We start from the raw sequence: 16,350 nt of genomic DNA, 5'->3' as shown, positions 1-16,350 counted from the left end.
AGCTGTCTACTCGATAGGCAGCTATCGGCCAAGAGCCGTCGTTCAGGACAGTACAAACGACTGACTTTTCACTCTGGCGAAGTAAAGTGAATGAGATATCTTGTGGAGCTGTCGATCCGCTCAACACTCCAAGGAAGCCAATGCTCAGTTCACTCGTATCAAATGGTCAACCACGAACGCCTGACCGATCAGAACTGATGGCCCCCTGGTGGAGTTTTACTAAAACAGTCCTGGCAGCGACAGCCCTATCATTGGTGCGTGATGCGTTGGTCGGATTGGACGAACCAATTCTTGATCAGCCTTTCACGTTACGCCAACTACTGCGACATGAGGCAGGTCTCGCCGATTATGGCGAACTTGCGGAGTATCACGCCGCCGTTGCTAACAATGAGTCAGCTTGGTCGGCAAGTGAAATGATGCAACGCCTTGATGGTGCTCGACTTCGATACAGCCCCGGAACCGATTGGCGCTACTCGAATGTTGGCTACTTGCTCATCGGCAGGCTCATTGAACAGCTAACGGATCTGACGCTTGATGATGCAGTGAGTCAACGTGTACTTATCCCTCTGGGCCTGTCGAACGTTCGCTTCGCTAAAACGCGTGCAGACTTACATACGGCCCATCTTGGAGGGACCTTAAATTATGACCCCGCCTGGGTCTATCATGGTTTGTTGATCGGTCCAATTTCACAAGCAGCGCTATTCTTGGATCGACTCCTCTCTGGAGACCTTCTCTCCCCGGGCCTGCTCCTGGAGATGCAGGCAGCACGAACATTGGGTGGCCCGATTCCCGGGCGCCCATGGATCGCCCCGGGCTATGGCCTTGGTGTGATGCAGGGTTCGATTGACGGCGGACTTTCCCTATGCGGACACACAGGCTGCGGACCTGGCAGTGTCATTGCCGTTTACCGTATCTGCAACGGCGACGCATCGGCTTGTTGCGCTGCTTTTGAGGCGGGCGCAAGTGAAGGTGCCGTCGAAGCACACGTTGTTGGACAGCTGATACAAGTCCTGCGGCAAGGGGCTGAAGGCGTCTAAGTCCTTCTTGCGGCAGCCTCATGATTCTTCGGAGACCGCGTTGGGTCGTTTACTGCCCTTCACGACAGGCAGCAACCGGACAAAAGCAGACGATTACGACTGGATTTTTACTCCACCTCAGTGATGAAAAAAGGCACCTATTCGGCCAATGCCTGTCAGTTAAGCCCCGGACATTGTGGGAGTTAGCTTGCTCGCGATAGCGGACCGTCAGTCACCCCTTATGTGACTGTCCAACCGTCATCGCGAGCAAGCTCGCTCCCACAAGGTTTGGGGTGCTTAAACGCTTAACTGACTGGCATTCGCAAGGATCTGGACATCTGGTTGCCGAACGGTCGGCGCTTGCTCAATAGCTTCAACCTTTCACTTGAGCCCGGTGACAGCCTGCTGATCAGCGCACCGTCCGGCTACGGCAATGCAACACTTGAGCGAGCAACTGGATGACGAACTGGACTGGTCGCAAATCCTGAGCGTTGGCGAACAGCAACGCTGTGCCTTCGTCCGCGCCCTGTTGGCCCGCCCCGCGGTGCTGTTCCTCGACGAGAGCAGTTCGGCGCTGGATGCGGCGAACGAGGCGCGCTGCTATCAGTTCCTCAAACAAACGCTGCCGGAGACGATCCTGATCAGCGTCGGCCACAATGCCTCGCTGGAACGCCTCCATTGGCAAGTTCTGGAACTGCAAAGCGCGGCTCAGTGGGTGCATCGAAAGGTGATGCAACCGGTATGACTTCGCAGGGCACACAGCTACGTCAAATCGAACGCGAGCAAGTAATCAGACATCTATCACAGTATTTTCACATCCATTGGCATACGGTGGATCCAGCTCCTTTGTGATTTCCAGCCCGCTCTCCCCATCGCGGGCTTTTTTTCGTCTGCTCGATTCAATTCGTATGAATCAACAAGACGCCCCAGCCATCAGGGGGAGGACAAGTGACTAGAGCAGTCGGACGACTATGGCGGCGGCGGCAAAGATTATCAGTGCCAGGGCGGCACCGATGCCGAATGGCAGCAGAGTAGCGCGGGTCGAGGTCGGGCTACGCATTTCTTCGGCCATGAACCTTCGGATCTCGACTTGTAGTTTATCGAGTTCCAGATTGTCGCGGTCGTTTTGTAGCATGGATCATCCTGTCGGGCTTTGCTATTAAAAAGGCTCTCACCGAACGGCCAGTGTCCCCCTTCCTGCCCCTTCAATATTCCCCGTTTTTCATTTTTTGGAATAGCGGGTCACTCCTGCCGAAGTTGTAGGCAGAATCCGAGAATTGCGTAAGGGGGTCTATCAACGGGGCCGAAACAGAAAAGCTGATCGCTCATAACACATTCCCCAAGCGCCAAACGACCCTGCTTACAGTCGATTAGCTAAACTTCATCAGTAACCCACTTCGCGAATCCCTGAAAATTCAGGAGGCGAACATGAGCAAACAACCGCAACCCCAAAGCCGCTCCAACCCCCAACCCAGATCCCGTCCGTTGGTGCCGAACCTGCCGAGCAAAACCGGCAACAAGTCCGGTGGCTTGCGCGGTAACTATCCGCCGAAGAAGTCGTAACTGCCTCGGGTGTACGACAGGCTTTGCAACGGAGTCTGTCGCACTCCCCCGTCACTTCAGCATTACTTGCCTCTATATCGGACATTGTTTTCCACGAGCGACGTCGTAGCTGCCTAGAATGATGGCCAAAGGCTACGCTCTCCACGACATCTCAAATACAGCTCGACCATGCCGCCAACAGATTCGCATCCCTGACTCTGAAAACGTCTGCCCCTTAACGTACCCAAGCCTTCGCGATGTCCCGTGTTGCCATAAACCCTGCTTTTTTCTGGCTCATTTACATGGAGTAAGCGTACATGCCCTTCCCCCCTCGTTTCCTCGACCACTACCGCAAAGCCGACCGCATCATGCTGGGCCTGATCTGGCTGATGTTCGCGTTCGCTATCGGCCTGGCGTTCTGGCACGACACGTTGAAGCAGGCGCTGCTGGTGGGCGGTGGCACCAGTGTGTTGCTGACGCTGTTGTATCGAGCCATTGGCGGAACGCGGTTGATGCGTTGTCTGCTGGGCGTGGGTTTGATGGTGATGGCGGCGTTGCATATCAATCAGGCCGAGGGGGTCATTGAGTCGCACTTCGGGATTTTTGCGTTGTTGGCAGTGCTGACGTTTTATCGGGACTGGCTGCCGATTCTGGTGGCGGCGGTGACGATTGCGCTGCATCACGTGGTGTTTCATGCGCTGCAGCATCAGGGTTTTCCGGTGTTTGTGATGGCCCATCACGGTGGCTGGACGATGGTGTTCGTTCACGCTTTTTATGTGGTGATGGAGACCGTCGCGCTGCTCTATCTGGCGATGCACAGCCAGGCCGATGCGGTGGAGAGCCAGGACATGCTGGACAAGATGCTCGCTACCACATCCCAGTTCACCGCGGGTGCCGGCCAGGGTGACAAGGCGCGAGTGCATGTGTCGCTGGCACAGCGCTTCGATCAGTTTTTGACGCAGATCACCGCCTTGGTGGACGGGGTGGTGCGTGACTCTCAGGGTTTGGGTCAGTTGGGCCAGGAGTTGGCCAAGGCCAGCAACACGCTGGAGAAGGGCGCCAAGCATCAGTTGACGGAAATCGCGCAGATGACCGGGTCGATGCAGCGCATGGGTGATGCGATGGAGCACATCGTGGTGCATGTCGAGCATGCCGTTGCCCATGCCGGCCAGGCCAGCGCGCAAGTCACTCGCGGCCAGGAAAGCGTGAACCGTGCGCGGCAGGAAATCACTCAACTGGCCTCGCGCCTGGAAGGCACCAACCAGACCGTGCAGGTACTGGCCGGGCAGGCGCAGCAGATCGGTACGGTGCTGGAGGTGATCAGCAGCATTGCCGAGCAGACCAACTTGCTGGCGCTCAACGCGGCGATTGAAGCGGCGCGCGCCGGCGAGCAAGGCCGGGGCTTTGCGGTGGTGGCCGATGAGGTGCGCAGCCTGGCGCAGCGCACGGCGGTGTCCACCAAGGAAATCCGCACCATCATCGAAGCCTTGCAGCAAGGCAGCCGCAAAGCCGTGGAGGCCATGCAGGACAGCCGCGAAGGTGTAGTGCGCTGCGTCGAGGACAGTCAGGTGGCCGCTGCAATGTTGCAGGCCGTCGGCAGCGACATCTCGCAGATCGATGAGCTCAATGGGCGGATCGTCACGACGACCCGCGAACAGTCCACGGCGAGTTTCGAGATTGTCGGGCGCTTGCAGTCGGTGCAAAGCATTGCGCAAAACACGGCGGATGATGTGGAGACACTGGCGCTGAGCAGTCGGCGCTTGCCGCCCATTGCGACCCGGCTGGATGCGTTGGGGCGGACGTTTCATCAATGATGCTCGACGGGAGAAGTTTTCCGTTGGTCGAACCGATTTGCTCTACAGACTCAACAAACCTATCTTTGAGTCTATGGAGTCAAGATAGGTATTGATCATGGCCGTCCCCCTGCAACCCCAATCCTTCAGCAAAAACCAATGCGTCACCGGCCTGCGTGCCGCCGTGAGCATTCTGGAAAAGTGGCAAGCCACCAGCGATCAGGCCTGTCGCATCCTGCGTATTTCCCGCAGCACCTACACCCGCGCCCGGCAGCGGGACCCGGACTGGGCGGTGGCGCTGGATGCGGACCAGATGCAGCGCATCAGTTTTGTGTTGAACATTCACGCGACGTTGCGGCTGGTGTTCGACAACCCGGATAACGTGTACGGCTTTGCCTCGATGGCCAATGACAACGAGTTTTTCAACGGGCGTTCGCCGCTGGAGATCATGGCCCAGGGCGACATGATTTCGCTGTACGAAACCTTCCGCCGCATCGACATGCTGCGGGGTGCGCAATGGTGATGGCGAGTGAGTTGGCGGTGTTTGCCGGTCAGTCGTTGCAGGCTTATCGCCTGGTCAATTCGAAGTTTCCGCCCATTGCGTTGTTTGATGATGTGGCGGATGCGGCCGAGTTCGAGGTGTTGTTCGAGATTCAGGCTCTGACCAATCCGCGGTTGAAGAATGAGGTGGGTCAACTGGAGTTGATTGCGCGCCGCGAGATCCCGTTCGGCATTCCGGGTTGCTCCTACGCCATTGCGCCGTTTACCCACGTCAACCCGGCGGGCTCGCGTTTCAGCGATGGCCGTTTTGGGGTGTTGTACCTGGCGGAGTCGATGGAAGCGGCGTTGGCCGAGGTGCGGCATCACCAGGCGCTGTATTGGTCGAGGGTGCCGAGCCTGAACTATGAGCGCTTTGTGTTTCGTGGACTGGCCTGTGCATTTGGCGATGGCGGGATGAAGGACGCCACGGCCCTGTCGATGAGCGATCCGGTGTATGCGCCGGACGACTACAGCCACTCCCGGGTGCTGGGGCAGGCGGTGCGCGATGCCGGTTGCCCCGGTTTGCGTTATCACTCGGTGCGGATGCCGGGCAGTCATTGCTGGGCGTTGATGACGCCGAGGCCGGTTTCGTCGATTGTGCAGACGGCGCATTACGAGATGGTCTGGAATGGGCAGATCACCAGTGTCAGTCAGATCAGTGAGGCTTGAGCCCCGTTGTCAGACACATGAATACCTGTGGGAGCGAGCTTGCTCGCGATTGCTGTGTGTCAATCGACACATATGTTGAAAGTGAAATTGCCATCGCGAGCAAGCTCGCTCCCACAGGGATCTGCGATCCATTGACCGCATCGATAGTCACCATTATTTCAATGAAGTTCTCTTGAAAATTCCCCGGCGTAACATCTGCTCCATACCAACCCATAAGCACCCCGGAGCACACCATCATGAAACGCCAAACCCTCCTCAGCATCGCTTTCTCGGTTTTTGCAGTTAACGCTTTCGCCGCAAACTCTGCTCAACCTGTGGTCGCTGAAGGCGGCTCGGATCGTCTGATTGAAAGCCGTGTGGCCGAGGGTGGTTCGGATCGTTTGATCGAGAATCGTGTGGCTGAAGGTGGTTCGGATCGCCTGCTGGAAAAACGTGTTGCCGAAGGCGGTTCCGACCGTCTGATCGAAAGCCGCGCTGTCTGAATGCAGTGCTTTACCGCAAGACTCAACGAAAAGCCCGGCCTCAACAGCCTGATGCTGCTCAATCAAGCGAGAATGATCCACTCACTGTAGGAGCGAGCTTGCTCGCGATGGACTCAAGAGCGCTGCGTTCAGTCAGTAAACACGCGGCATCGTTAACGACCATCGCGAGCAAGCTCGCTCCTACAGGGGATCGTTTTCATTTAACTGAACAGCATCAGGCTTCAACAGCCGGGCTTTTTCGTGCGGGTTATCAATTCATTTGTAGTTCATGCACTTTCGCGGATCGCGAGAGGCCAATCTTGATGCCGACCAGTATGGGCGCAGCAAAGACGAACAGCAGGGCCACGGCGAAGAACGCCGTATCGAAAGCAATCACCGTGGCCTGACCTGATACCGCTTTGCCCAGCAAGCTCGTGGCTGCCCGGCCAGCGGCCACCTGATCCATGCCCTTCCCTGCCAGCATCGCGGTTGTGGTCATCAGCCGTTCGATGACCGCGTGCCCCCCTGGGGTGACGTTGGCGCCGAGGACCACGCCATTGCTGACAACCTGATGGTCGATCAAGGTCTGCAGCCCAGCGACGCCCATCAAGCCTCCCAACTGGCGCCCTGTGTTGAACAGGCCGATGCCGCTGGCCAGGTTGCGGCTGTTGAGGTGGCTGAAAGCGATCAGCGTGATCGACAGAAACAGGAAGCCAAGGCCCAGGCCGCGCAACAGGATGGCCGCCATCATGTCGTCGGTGCCGCTTTCGCTGTTGGAGCCGGACAGCATCCACATCGCCCCCATGATCAGCAGGATACCCAACGGCACGGTCGCCACCGGCGGCACGCGGCGCACGCTGAACAGATAGGCGGCGATGAGCAGCGAACCGACAAAAAAACCGCCACTGGGCAATAGGAGCAGGCCGGCATCGGTCGGTGTGAACGCGAGTACCGACAGGGCGAACGCCGGGATCAGGTAGGCGCTGCCGAACAGGGCGGCACCGGCGACGAAACTGACGATAAAGGCAAAGGTGAAATCGCTTGTTTTGAACAGGCTGAAATCGAGCAGCCCCTGGCCGTTGGCCAACACCTGTTGACCGAGAAAGGCCAGCAGCGCGGCGGCACCGATCACCGTCAGTGCCAGGATGCGCGGTTCCTCGAACCAGTCCCAGCGGCTGCCCTGGCTGAGCACGTAGGTGAAACAGAACAGCGCGGCACCGATCAGTGTACAGCCGAGCCAGTCAAACGAAGGTTGCCGGCCCCTGGCGGGCATGGGGTGGTCGGCGATGAGCAAGAAGCCGATCGCCGCCAGGGCCAACGGCACTACGCTGAAGAAAATCCAGGTCCAGGACTGGCTGTCGATCAACCACCCTTGCAGGGCCGGCGCGAGGGTCGCCGACGCGACCACCGCCGCCATGGCGAACAGGGCTTGCAGGATCGGCTGAAGCGCGCGCCGATAGCCGCGAAAGATGATCGCCTGGCCTGCCACCAGCAAAGCACCTCCCGCGAAGCCTTGCAGGATGCGCAATGCGATCAGCAGTTCCAGCCAGGCGGTAACGGCAGCCACGCAGCACGCCAGGCCCATGACCAGGGTGGCGCCGATGATCACGTTGCGCGCAGAAAATCGCCGCATCAGCCAAGGGGCGAGCATGAACCCGATCAGCTTGAGCGCGATGTAGCCGACATCCAGCCAGGCGAACTCGTCGGGCGTGGCATAGGTGTCGCCGATGATGTCGCCGCGGCCGAGGGCCAGCACGGTGCTGGCGATCGCTTCGGTCAACGTCGCCAGCACGATGCCCACCATGAGCAGGACGCCGTTCGTTGTCCTGGCGCTGCTCGGCGTGGTGCAGGCAACGCGGCTCATGAGCCGGCCCCTTGTGCAACTTCCACCCGCGCGGACAGGCCCGGCACGATGCGCCCCGGCAGCGGGTTGTCAGCCAGGCGGATCTTCACCGGTACGCGCTGCACGACACGCACAAAGTTCCCGGTGGCGTTGTCGGGCGGCAGCAGGCTGAACGCCGAGCCACTGCCGGGTGCAAAGCTGTCGACCACGCCATCGAGTGCCGCATCGGGGTAGCCATCGACCGTGACGCGCACCGGCTGACCGGGGCGAATATGTTCCAGTTGGGTTTCCTTGAAGTTCGCCACGACCCATACATCATTGACCGGCACGATATCGAGCAGGGAAACGCCCGGTGTGACGAAACGACCGAGGCGAACCTGACGGTTACCGACCACGCCATCCACAGGTGCGTGTACCACGGTGTGCTCGAGATCGATCCGGGCGAGATCACGTGCGGCCTCTGCCTGGCTCACAGCGGCCACGGCAGCCTCGCGCTCGGCTACAAACACCGTGATGCGCTGCTGTTGCGCCTCGACCGTTGCCGAAGCGGCCGAAACCGAGGCCGCGGCTCTGGATTGCGCGGTGCCGGTTTCATCGACCAGGGCCTGGCTCACCGCATTGCTGACGATCAGTTTGCGGCTGCGGTCGTGGGTCTTGGCCGCCAGGCTCATGTCGGCGGAGGCTGAACGCCTTTGCGCTTCGGCCTGCCTGATCAGCGCATGCTGGAGCTGGACCTGTGCGTCGACATGGGTCAGGCGCGCCTGGGCGGCGCTGACATTGGCCTCGGCTTGCGCAAGTTTGGCGCGGTAGTCGCGGTCATCGATTCGAAACAGCACATCACCGGCACGCACGGCCTGGTTGTCCCGGACCTCGACCGCCGTGACATAGCCGGCGACCTTGGCGGCCAGCGAGGTGACGTCCCCGCGGACATACGCGTTGTCGGTCGAGGTCACGCCACTTGAAAACGCCATGGCTCCCCAAACCGCCACGACCATTACAGCCGCGACGCACAGCAACAGGCCGATGGTCTTGCGCTTGCTTCGCCGCACCACGACCACGGGAGTGCCGCTACTTGCGCTGGTGGCAATGGCAGCCTTGTCCAGGAGCGAGTTCATTTTTTCATTTCCTGTTCAGTGCCAAGAACTGACTCAGCCACTGGGCGACAGGGTCTGCCGCCCGGCGGTCGAGCCTTCATGAGCGCGTGATCGGCTCACTGTTTGATCGGTGTTACGAGTACCTTTTCCTCGGTGTCGAGGACGAACACCGCCAGCAGGCGTGCAGGTTGGGTGTCACTGGCGTTGGCGCTGACCAGGTGCACGGAGCCCGGCTCCTCTACGAAGTTTTCGCCGACGTTGTAGATCTTTTCCGGCTCGCCTTTGACCTGGATGCGAAACGAACCCTCCAGCACCGTTGCATAGATGAAGGCCGTTTTCGGATGGGTGTGGGCCGGCGATGCGGCACCCGGCCCATACTCGACGACCACGCCCCTCATGCTCTTGCCAGGGATGTTGGGAATGGGACGGTCGAACACCACCGTCACCTTGCCGGGGGGCGGCTCGGCGGCTGATGCGGCGCTGATCGAGAGCGCTGCGAAGACAGCGGCCATTAGCAAACGGGTAACCATGGGATTTCTCCTGGATTCGTAGGGTAATGTGCGGATGCGATCCGTTACTGCGCTGTCGACCGGGCCAGCCAGTCGTCGAAGCGGATCGCCCCCAGGCGTGCGTTCTTGCCGGTGACCAGCGATTGATCGTCGAGCACGGCGCCGAAGTAACGGGCATGTACATCCGGCACGACCTTGCGGTTGTCCTGAGTCGCTTGCAGATAGCGCCTGGCCAGTTCGTCGATCGGCATGGTTTCCGGGCCGCCGACTTCAACCGTGCCATTGACCGGTGCTGCCAGCACGACATCGGCCAGCGCCGCTACCACGTCGTCGGACGCTATCGGCTGGATCAGCGCCGGCGAAGCATGAATTTCCTCGCCAACGGCGAACGACTGGACAATGCCGCCGGCAAACTCGGAGAACTGCGTGGCACGTAGAATGGTGTAAGGAACGCCAGATGCCTTGATAAGGGCCTCCTGCGCGACCTTGGCCCGGAAATAGCCGGTATCGGGAAGCCGTTCGCTGCCGACAATCGACAGGGCTACGTGATGACGAACCCCGGCAGCGGCTTCGGCGGCCAGCAGGTTACGGCTCGACGTTTCAAAGAAATCGAGAACGGCCTGGTCTTCCCACGACGGCGCGTTCGCCACGTCGACCACCACATCAGCACCATCCATCGCTTCGGCCAGGCCTTCGCGGGTGATGCTGTTCACGCCCGTGCTGGGGCTGGCGGCGAGCGCATCATGGCCGCGCTCGCGCAGGGTGTTCACAAGTTTCGATCCGATGAGGCCGGAGCCTCCGATGACGACGATCTTCATGACTTTTCTCCACTTGTCGACTGCAACCATTGCGTCGGTGTAGAAAGAGTGCCTGCGCGCACCAGGCAAGTCCTTGCGCCGGGCTTGGGTTTGCCTTGGCGAGTACTTGGATTTATGTCCAAAGCCATTGACGTTCGTCCAGCCCCCCTTGCCGCAGACGGTGCAGCGGGTGTCGAGCTGCCGTATCATCTGCCTCAGTTACCAACCGACAGCCGCCTGGGACACGGAGTTGAGGGCGCTTCGCCAGGGGATGCTCAATTTGCCATTCACGTTTGAAGACTACGTACTCGATCAGGAGCGCCGGGAGCTGACCCTGCGCGGGCAAATCGTGGCCGTCGGACCGCAGGTTTTCGATCTGTTGCTGCTGTTCGTCAACAATCCCGACCGCGTCGTCAGCAAGGACGAGTTGCTCAAGGCGGTGTGGGGCGACCGGATCGTTTCGGAATCGACGATCACCAGCCACATCAATGCGGTGCGCAAGGCCGTTGGTGATACCGGTGAGGAGCAGCGCCTGGTGCGCACAGTCCCCCGCAAGGGCTACCGCTTCGTTGGTCGGATCAACGGCGACTTGAGCGGGCAAACACCACAGTCTGACATCGACGAACGCGCAAGCGCTGCCCCGAAACAAATCCCCTCCCCTACGCTCGTCCTGCCGGACAAACCCTCGATCACCGTCCTGCCCTTCCAGAACCTGAGCGGCGATCCGGAGCAGGAGTATTTCGCCGATGGCGTCGTGGAGGACATCATCGCCGCCCTGTCGCGTATCCGCTGGCTATTCGTCATTGCGCGCAATTCGAGCTTCACCTACAAGGGCCAGGTCGTGGACGCACAGGGCGTCGGCCAGGAACTGGGCGTGCGCTATGTGCTCGAAGGCAGCGTGCGCAAGTACGGGAACCGGCTGCGCATTACCGGGCAACTGATCGACGCGACAAGCGGGACGCATATCTGGGCGGAGCGCTTCGAAGGCCTGCTCGACGACCTCTTCGAGCTGCAGGACCAAATCACCGAAAGCGTCGTCGGTGCTATCGCGCCGCAACTGGAGCGGGCAGAAATCGAACGCGCCAAGCGCAAGCCGACGGAAAGCCTGGACGCCTACGACTACTACCTGCGGGCCATGGCAAAACTGCACAGCGGCAGCCGGGAAGCCATCGAGCAGGCGCTGCCGATGTTCTACCAGGCCATCGAACTCGATGCGGAATTTGCTTCGGCCTATGGCATGGCCGCCTGGTGCCACTTCTGGCGCAAGCTCAATGGCTGGATGAGCGATCGACCCGCAGAAATCGCCGAGGGCATACGCCTGGCGCGTCTGGCGGTGACCCTCGGCCGCGACGATGCCGTCGCGTTGACCCGGGGCGGACATGCGCTCGCTCATCTCGCTGGCGAAGTCGACGGCGGCATTGCGCTGCTCGACAGGGCGCGCCTGCTCAATCCCAACCTCGCCCCCGCCTGGTTTCTGGGCGGTATCCTGCGGGCACTGCACGGTGAAACAGACGCCGCCATCGAGCATTTGAACCATGCCGTTCGCTTGAGTCCGCTGGATCCGGAAATGTTCAGGATGCAGGTGGGGATGGCGCTCGCGCATTTCTTCGCCGGGCACTTCGATGCCGCTGCGCAATGGGCGGAAAAGGCCCTGGGCAACCTGCCCAGTCTGCTGGTCGCGGCGGCGCTGGTGGCGGCCAGTGATGCGCTCGGCGGTCGAATGGAAAAAGCGGATCTGGCGATGCAGCGTCTGCAAAAGCTGGATCCTTCTTTGCGTCTGTGCACCCTCAAGGACTGGTTGCCCATTCAACGACCTGAGGATTTCGCCCGTTTCGTCGATGGACTGCGGCTGGCCGGGCTACCGGAGTGAAGACGAGCACCCTGTAGGAGCGAGCTTGCTCGCGATGGTCGTCAACGATGACGCGGGTTTTCTGATTAGTCGCGGTGTCTTCAAGTTCATCGCGAGCAAGCTCGCTCCTACAATTGCAACGGTAGGCTAAGCTTTGAGCAACTCGTTGCTCATGATGCTCGGTTCTGCAGGTTTTGGGTTTTTCTGGAGAGCGTCTGCAACAGCTATCCCAGACTGGCCCAAACCTTTCACGCAGGATTGCCGTGATGACAGAGCCCCTCCTCAGCTTTGATGCACTCAAGCGCGCCGCGGCTGCCGGCGAAATCGATACCGTACTGGTCTGCATGGTCGACATGCAGGGACGCCTGGTCGGCAAGCGGTTCCAGGTCGAGTTTTTCATCGACAGCGGCCACGAAGAAACCCACTGCTGCAACTACCTGCTGGCCGATGACATCGACATGGAGCCGGTGCCGGGTTACGCCGCGGCCAGTTGGAGCAAGGGATACGGCGATTTCGTGCTCAAGCCCGACATGTCCACCCTGCGGCGCGTGCCCTGGCTTGAGTGCACGGCGCTGGTGCTGTGCGACGTGCTCGATCATCACCATCGCCAGGACCTGCCCCACAGCCCAAGGGCCATTCTGAAAAAACAGGTCGAGCGCCTGCGCGAGCGTGGTTACACCGGCATGTTTGCCTCGGAGCTCGAGTTCTATCTGTTCGATGAGAGTTACGAGGCGATCCACAGGCGCAACTATCACAAACCGAAAACCGCCGGCCATTACATCGAGGACTACAACATCCTCCAGACCACCCGCGAAGAGCCGGTGCTGCGGGCGATTCGCAAGCATTTGCAGGCATCGGGCATTCCCGTGGAAAACTCCAAGGGAGAATGGGGCCCCGGCCAGGAAGAGATCAACATCCGCTACGCCGATGCCATGACCATGGCTGACCACCACGTCATCATCAAGCACGCCTGCAAAGAGATCGCGCAATTGCAGGGCAAGGCGATCACCTTCATGGCCAAGTGGCGCTACGACGCTGCCGGCTCCAGCAGTCACATCCATAATTCGCTGTGGGACAAGAACGCCAAGAAGCCGCTGTTCTTCGACGCGAAAGCCGAGTTCGGCATGTCGAAACTGATGCGCTCCTGGGTCGCCGGCCAGCTCAAGTACGCCAACGACATCACCTGTTTTCTTGCGCCCTACATCAACTCCTACAAGCGCTTCCAGGCTGGCACTTTTGCGCCGACGCGGGCGGTCTGGAGCCGCGACAATCGCACCGCCGGCTTTCGCCTGTGTGCCGAAGGCAGCAAGGCCATCCGCATCGAATGCCGCATCGGCGGTGCCGACCTCAATCCCTACCTGGCGTTTGCTGCGTTGATCGCGGCGGGCCTGGCCGGTATCGACGAGAAGCTCGATCTGGCGCCGCCGTTCGAAGGCGACGCCTACCTGGATGAGCATTTGCCGGAAGTGTCCAAGACCCTGCGCGAGGCGAGCGCCGCACTCAAGGCCTCCGGCATGTTGCGCAAGGCGTTCGGCGATGAGGTGGTCGACCATTACGTGCACACCGCCGAGTGGGAGCAGAAAGAGTACGACCGGCGTATCACCGACTGGGAATTGCAGCGCGGTTTCGAGCGCTATTGAGAACATCATGACTGCGAAGGTTCAATTGATCTCCCCGGTCGATGGCCGGGTGTACGCCGAACGCGAGGTGGCCGATGCGGCGCAGATCGAGCAGGCGCTGACGGCCGCTGCCAGCGCACAGGCGGCATGGCAACGCCGCTCACTGAGCGAACGCGCGGCGTTTTGCACTGCCGCGGTGGACGCGATGCTGTCGATGCAGGCCGACATCGTGCCGGAGCTGGCCTGGCAAATGGGCCGCCCGGTGCGTTTTGGCGCCGGCGAACTGCGCGGTTTCGCCGAACGCGCCCGGCACATGATCGCTATCGCACCGCAGGTCCTTGAGCGGGTAGAGCCCGAGCCTGTCGCGGGATTTCGCCGCTATATCAAACGCGAGCCGCTGGGCACGGTGCTGGTGGTCGCTCCGTGGAATTACCCCTATCTGACGGCGGTGAACACGATTATCCCGGCGCTGATGGCCGGCAACAGCGTGATCCTCAAGCATGCATCGCAAACGCTGCTGGTGGGCGAGCGTTTCGCCGAGGCCATGCGTCGCGCAAAACTGCCCGAGGGGTTGTTCCAGAATCTGCTGCTCGACCATGTGTCGACCGGGGCGATCATTGCTTGCGGGCGCGTGCAGCAAGTGAACTTCACCGGTTCCGTGGAGGCTGGAAAAGTCATGGAAAGCGTCGCCAGCGGACAATTTCTCGGTATGGGCCTGGAGCTCGGTGGCAAAGACCCGGCCTATGTCCGGGCAGACGCCAACCTTGAACAGGCGGTGGAAAATCTGGTGGACGGCAGTTTCTTCAATTCCGGGCAGAGTTGCTGCGCCGTGGAACGCATCTACGTCGACCAGAAAATCTACCCGGTGTTTGTCGAGCGCTTCGCCGAACTGACCCGCCAGTACGTGCTGGGCAACCCACTGGATGAAGCCACCACCCTCGGTCCGCTGGTGACACCGGGCGCCGCATTCTTCGTTCGCGGCCAGATTGCCGATGCGCTGGCCCAGGGCGCCAAAGCGCTGATCGATCCGAAGTCCTTTCCCGCCGACGTGCCGGGCAGCGCCTACCTGGCACCGCAAGTGCTGGTGGACGTGAACCATCAAATGTCGGTCATGCGCGACGAAAGCTTTGGCCCGGTGGTCGGCATCATGCCGGTGGCCAGCGATGAAGAAGCCATCGCCTTGATGAATGACAGTGAGTTCGGGCTCAGCGCTTCCATCTGGACCTTGGACCTCGAAGCGGCCGAACGCCTGGGCAACGAGATCGCCACCGGCACGGTGTTCATGAACCGCTGCGACTACCTGGACCCGGCATTGGCCTGGACCGGCGTGAAGAACAGCGGGCGCGGTGTCACCCTGTCGCCATTGGGCTACGAGCACCTGACCCGGGCCAAATCCTTTCATCTGCGTCATGAGGTGTAGACCATGAACCTGACAGGAAACTGGAACTACCCCACGAGCGTTCGTTTCGGTGTCGGGCGCATCGCCGAACTGGCCGAGGTCTGTCGCAGCCAGGGTATCCAGCGACCTTTGCTCGTGACCGACAGCGGCCTGGCCCGCGCACCGATCACCACGGCGGCACTGGACGCATTGCGCGCCGCCGGTCTTGGCGTGGCGCTGTTTTGTGACCTCAAGCCCAATCCGGTGGAAGCCAACCTGGCCGGCGGGCTCGATGCCTGGCGTGCCGGCCAGCACGATGGCGTGATCGCGTTCGGCGGCGGCAGTGGCCTGGACATGGGCAAGCTCATTGCCTTCATGAGCGGCCAGACCCGCCCGGTCTGGGACTTCGAAGACATCGGCGACTACTGGACCCGCGCCGACGACAGCCGCATCGCCCCGGTCATTGCCGTGCCGACCACGGCGGGAACCGGTTCCGAAGTCGGCCGTGCGGCGGTGATCATCGACGAGCGCACCCACACCAAACGCATCATCTTCCACCCGAAAATGATGCCGCGCGTGGTGATCAGCGATCCGGCCCTCACCGTCGGCATGCCCGCCAAAATCACCGCAGGCACCGGCATGGACGCGCTGTCCCATTGCCTGGAAGCGTACTGCGCCCCCGGCTTTCACCCCCTGGCCGATGGCATTGCCGTGGAAGGCATGCGCCTGGTGGCCAACTCACTGGTGAAGGCGGTACACACGCCGTCGGACCTTGAGGCCCGCGCACAAATGCTCGCGGCGGCGGCCATGGGCGCCACGGCATTCCAGAAAGGCCTGGGCGGGATGCATGCGCTCTCACATCCGGTGGGTGCGTTGTACGACACCCATCACGGCATGACCAATGCCACCTTCATGCCCTATGTCCTGCACTTCAATCGCTCGGCCATCGAGGAGCGCATCACCCGCCTGGCGGCGTACCTGCGCCTGCCCTCCCCGGGGTTCGACAGTTTCCTGGCCTTCGTCCTCAAGCTGCGCAAGGACATCGGCGTGCCCCATACCCTGGTTGAACTGGGCGTTGATGACCGGCAGGCCGACCTGATCGCCGACATGGCGATTGTCGACCCTTCCGCTGGCGGCAACCCGCTGCCATTGACCCGGGACGGCGTGGCAAAGATTTTCGACGCGGCACTTCACGGCCGTCTGTAGGAGCGAGCCTGCTCGCGATGGACTTGAGGATGAC

The 16,350-nt window shown here is 60.9% G+C and carries 14 protein-coding genes and 2 pseudogenes; 11 read left to right on the top strand and 5 right to left on the bottom strand.

Annotated features, from left to right (window positions below; translation table 11 throughout):
- Positions 1–140 precede the first annotated feature (140 nt).
- A complete protein-coding gene (locus KGB20_RS21880; protein ID WP_223532986.1) occupies positions 141–1,037 on the top strand; it encodes a serine hydrolase domain-containing protein in 897 nt (298 codons plus the stop codon).
- A gap of 303 nt (positions 1,038–1,340) precedes the next feature.
- Positions 1,341–1,761: pseudogene (locus KGB20_RS21875) on the top strand (ABC transporter ATP-binding protein/permease); the annotation flags it as partial.
- A 207-nt stretch (positions 1,762–1,968) separates the two neighbouring features.
- On the opposite strand, the gene KGB20_RS21870 reads toward KGB20_RS21875, so the two are convergent.
- On the bottom strand, positions 1,969–2,151 hold the full coding sequence (locus KGB20_RS21870; protein WP_150814793.1) for a hypothetical protein: 183 nt from the start codon (positions 2,149–2,151) through the stop codon (positions 1,969–1,971).
- 293 nt (positions 2,152–2,444) lie between these two features.
- Between KGB20_RS21870 and KGB20_RS29065 the strand changes: the two genes are divergently transcribed.
- The 5 genes and pseudogenes from KGB20_RS29065 to KGB20_RS21850 all read left to right on the top strand — a co-directional run.
- On the top strand, positions 2,445–2,579 hold the full coding sequence (locus KGB20_RS29065) for a hypothetical protein (RefSeq protein ID WP_256355847.1): 135 nt from the start codon (positions 2,445–2,447) through the stop codon (positions 2,577–2,579).
- Between the two features lie 296 nt (positions 2,580–2,875).
- Entirely contained in the window at positions 2,876–4,372 is a 1,497-nt protein-coding gene (locus KGB20_RS29145) for a methyl-accepting chemotaxis protein (protein WP_223532982.1), read from the top strand.
- Positions 4,373–4,469: 97 nt separating this feature from the next.
- The gene (locus KGB20_RS21860) at positions 4,470–4,874 is read left to right on the top strand and encodes an antitoxin Xre-like helix-turn-helix domain-containing protein (RefSeq protein WP_223532980.1); all 405 of its coding nucleotides are present in this window, start codon (positions 4,470–4,472) and stop codon (positions 4,872–4,874) included.
- The gene (locus KGB20_RS21855; protein ID WP_223532979.1) at positions 4,868–5,560 is read left to right on the top strand and encodes an RES family NAD+ phosphorylase; all 693 of its coding nucleotides are present in this window, start codon (positions 4,868–4,870) and stop codon (positions 5,558–5,560) included. The genes KGB20_RS21860 and KGB20_RS21855 overlap by 7 nt, the downstream gene beginning before the upstream one ends.
- A gap of 236 nt (positions 5,561–5,796) precedes the next feature.
- A pseudogene (locus KGB20_RS21850) lies at positions 5,797–6,033 on the top strand (hypothetical protein); the annotation flags it as partial.
- A gap of 259 nt (positions 6,034–6,292) precedes the next feature.
- Here KGB20_RS21850 and KGB20_RS21845 read toward each other — a convergent pair.
- The 4 genes from KGB20_RS21845 to KGB20_RS21830 all read right to left on the bottom strand — a co-directional run bounded on the left by KGB20_RS21845 (position 6,293) and on the right by KGB20_RS21830 (position 10,285).
- Positions 6,293–7,885 (bottom strand): DHA2 family efflux MFS transporter permease subunit, encoded by a 1,593-nt coding sequence (locus KGB20_RS21845; RefSeq protein ID WP_223532978.1) that lies wholly within the window; start codon positions 7,883–7,885, stop codon positions 6,293–6,295.
- Positions 7,882–8,979, bottom strand: coding sequence for an HlyD family secretion protein (locus KGB20_RS21840; protein ID WP_223532976.1), 1,098 nt, complete (start codon positions 8,977–8,979; stop codon positions 7,882–7,884). Before KGB20_RS21840 ends, KGB20_RS21845 begins: the two co-directional genes overlap by 4 nt.
- A gap of 95 nt (positions 8,980–9,074) precedes the next feature.
- Positions 9,075–9,488 (bottom strand): cupin domain-containing protein, encoded by a 414-nt coding sequence (locus KGB20_RS21835; protein ID WP_150814785.1) that lies wholly within the window; start codon positions 9,486–9,488, stop codon positions 9,075–9,077.
- A gap of 44 nt (positions 9,489–9,532) precedes the next feature.
- Positions 9,533–10,285: an SDR family oxidoreductase gene (locus tag KGB20_RS21830; RefSeq protein WP_154862431.1), complete on the bottom strand. Its 753-nt coding sequence runs from the start codon at positions 10,283–10,285 to the stop codon at positions 9,533–9,535.
- Between the two features lie 259 nt (positions 10,286–10,544).
- Here KGB20_RS21830 and KGB20_RS21825 point away from each other — a divergent pair, with 259 nt between their 5' ends.
- From KGB20_RS21825 to KGB20_RS21810, 4 genes are all read left to right on the top strand, one after another.
- Positions 10,545–12,134 (top strand): winged helix-turn-helix domain-containing tetratricopeptide repeat protein, encoded by a 1,590-nt coding sequence (locus KGB20_RS21825; RefSeq protein ID WP_154862432.1) that lies wholly within the window; start codon positions 10,545–10,547, stop codon positions 12,132–12,134.
- Positions 12,135–12,379: 245 nt separating this feature from the next.
- Positions 12,380–13,753: a glutamine synthetase family protein gene (locus tag KGB20_RS21820; protein WP_150814783.1), complete on the top strand. Its 1,374-nt coding sequence runs from the start codon at positions 12,380–12,382 to the stop codon at positions 13,751–13,753.
- A 7-nt stretch (positions 13,754–13,760) separates the two neighbouring features.
- Positions 13,761–15,152, top strand: a complete 1,392-nt coding sequence (locus KGB20_RS21815; protein ID WP_223532975.1) for an aldehyde dehydrogenase family protein — start codon at positions 13,761–13,763, stop codon at positions 15,150–15,152.
- 3 nt (positions 15,153–15,155) lie between these two features.
- The gene (locus KGB20_RS21810; protein WP_090456528.1) at positions 15,156–16,316 is read left to right on the top strand and encodes an iron-containing alcohol dehydrogenase; all 1,161 of its coding nucleotides are present in this window, start codon (positions 15,156–15,158) and stop codon (positions 16,314–16,316) included.
- The last annotated feature ends 34 nt before the right edge of the window (positions 16,317–16,350 follow it).

The organism is Pseudomonas sp. BF-R-30, assembly GCF_019956175.1.
GTDB lineage: Bacteria > Pseudomonadota > Gammaproteobacteria > Pseudomonadales > Pseudomonadaceae > Aquipseudomonas > Aquipseudomonas jessenii.
This window is presented reverse-complemented; position numbering and strand designations above follow the sequence as displayed.

Excerpts from the sequence above, each read along its gene's own strand:
- KGB20_RS21880 (WP_223532986.1), top strand. The coding sequence starts at position 141 with ATGCTCAGTTCACTCGTATCAAATGGTCAACCACGAACGCCTGACCGA.
- KGB20_RS21870 (WP_150814793.1), bottom strand. The coding sequence starts at position 2,151 with ATGCTACAAAACGACCGCGACAATCTGGAACTCGATAAACTACAAGTC.
- KGB20_RS29065 (WP_256355847.1), top strand. The coding sequence starts at position 2,445 with ATGAGCAAACAACCGCAACCCCAAAGCCGCTCCAACCCCCAACCCAGA.
- KGB20_RS29145 (WP_223532982.1), top strand. The coding sequence starts at position 2,876 with ATGCCCTTCCCCCCTCGTTTCCTCGACCACTACCGCAAAGCCGACCGC.
- KGB20_RS21860 (WP_223532980.1), top strand. The coding sequence starts at position 4,470 with ATGGCCGTCCCCCTGCAACCCCAATCCTTCAGCAAAAACCAATGCGTC.
- KGB20_RS21855 (WP_223532979.1), top strand. The coding sequence starts at position 4,868 with ATGGTGATGGCGAGTGAGTTGGCGGTGTTTGCCGGTCAGTCGTTGCAG.
- KGB20_RS21845 (WP_223532978.1), bottom strand. The coding sequence starts at position 7,885 with ATGAGCCGCGTTGCCTGCACCACGCCGAGCAGCGCCAGGACAACGAAC.
- KGB20_RS21840 (WP_223532976.1), bottom strand. The coding sequence starts at position 8,979 with ATGAACTCGCTCCTGGACAAGGCTGCCATTGCCACCAGCGCAAGTAGC.
- KGB20_RS21835 (WP_150814785.1), bottom strand. The coding sequence starts at position 9,488 with ATGGTTACCCGTTTGCTAATGGCCGCTGTCTTCGCAGCGCTCTCGATC.
- KGB20_RS21830 (WP_154862431.1), bottom strand. The coding sequence starts at position 10,285 with ATGAAGATCGTCGTCATCGGAGGCTCCGGCCTCATCGGATCGAAACTT.
- KGB20_RS21820 (WP_150814783.1), top strand. The coding sequence starts at position 12,380 with ATGACAGAGCCCCTCCTCAGCTTTGATGCACTCAAGCGCGCCGCGGCT.
- KGB20_RS21815 (WP_223532975.1), top strand. The coding sequence starts at position 13,761 with ATGACTGCGAAGGTTCAATTGATCTCCCCGGTCGATGGCCGGGTGTAC.
- KGB20_RS21810 (WP_090456528.1), top strand. The coding sequence starts at position 15,156 with ATGAACCTGACAGGAAACTGGAACTACCCCACGAGCGTTCGTTTCGGT.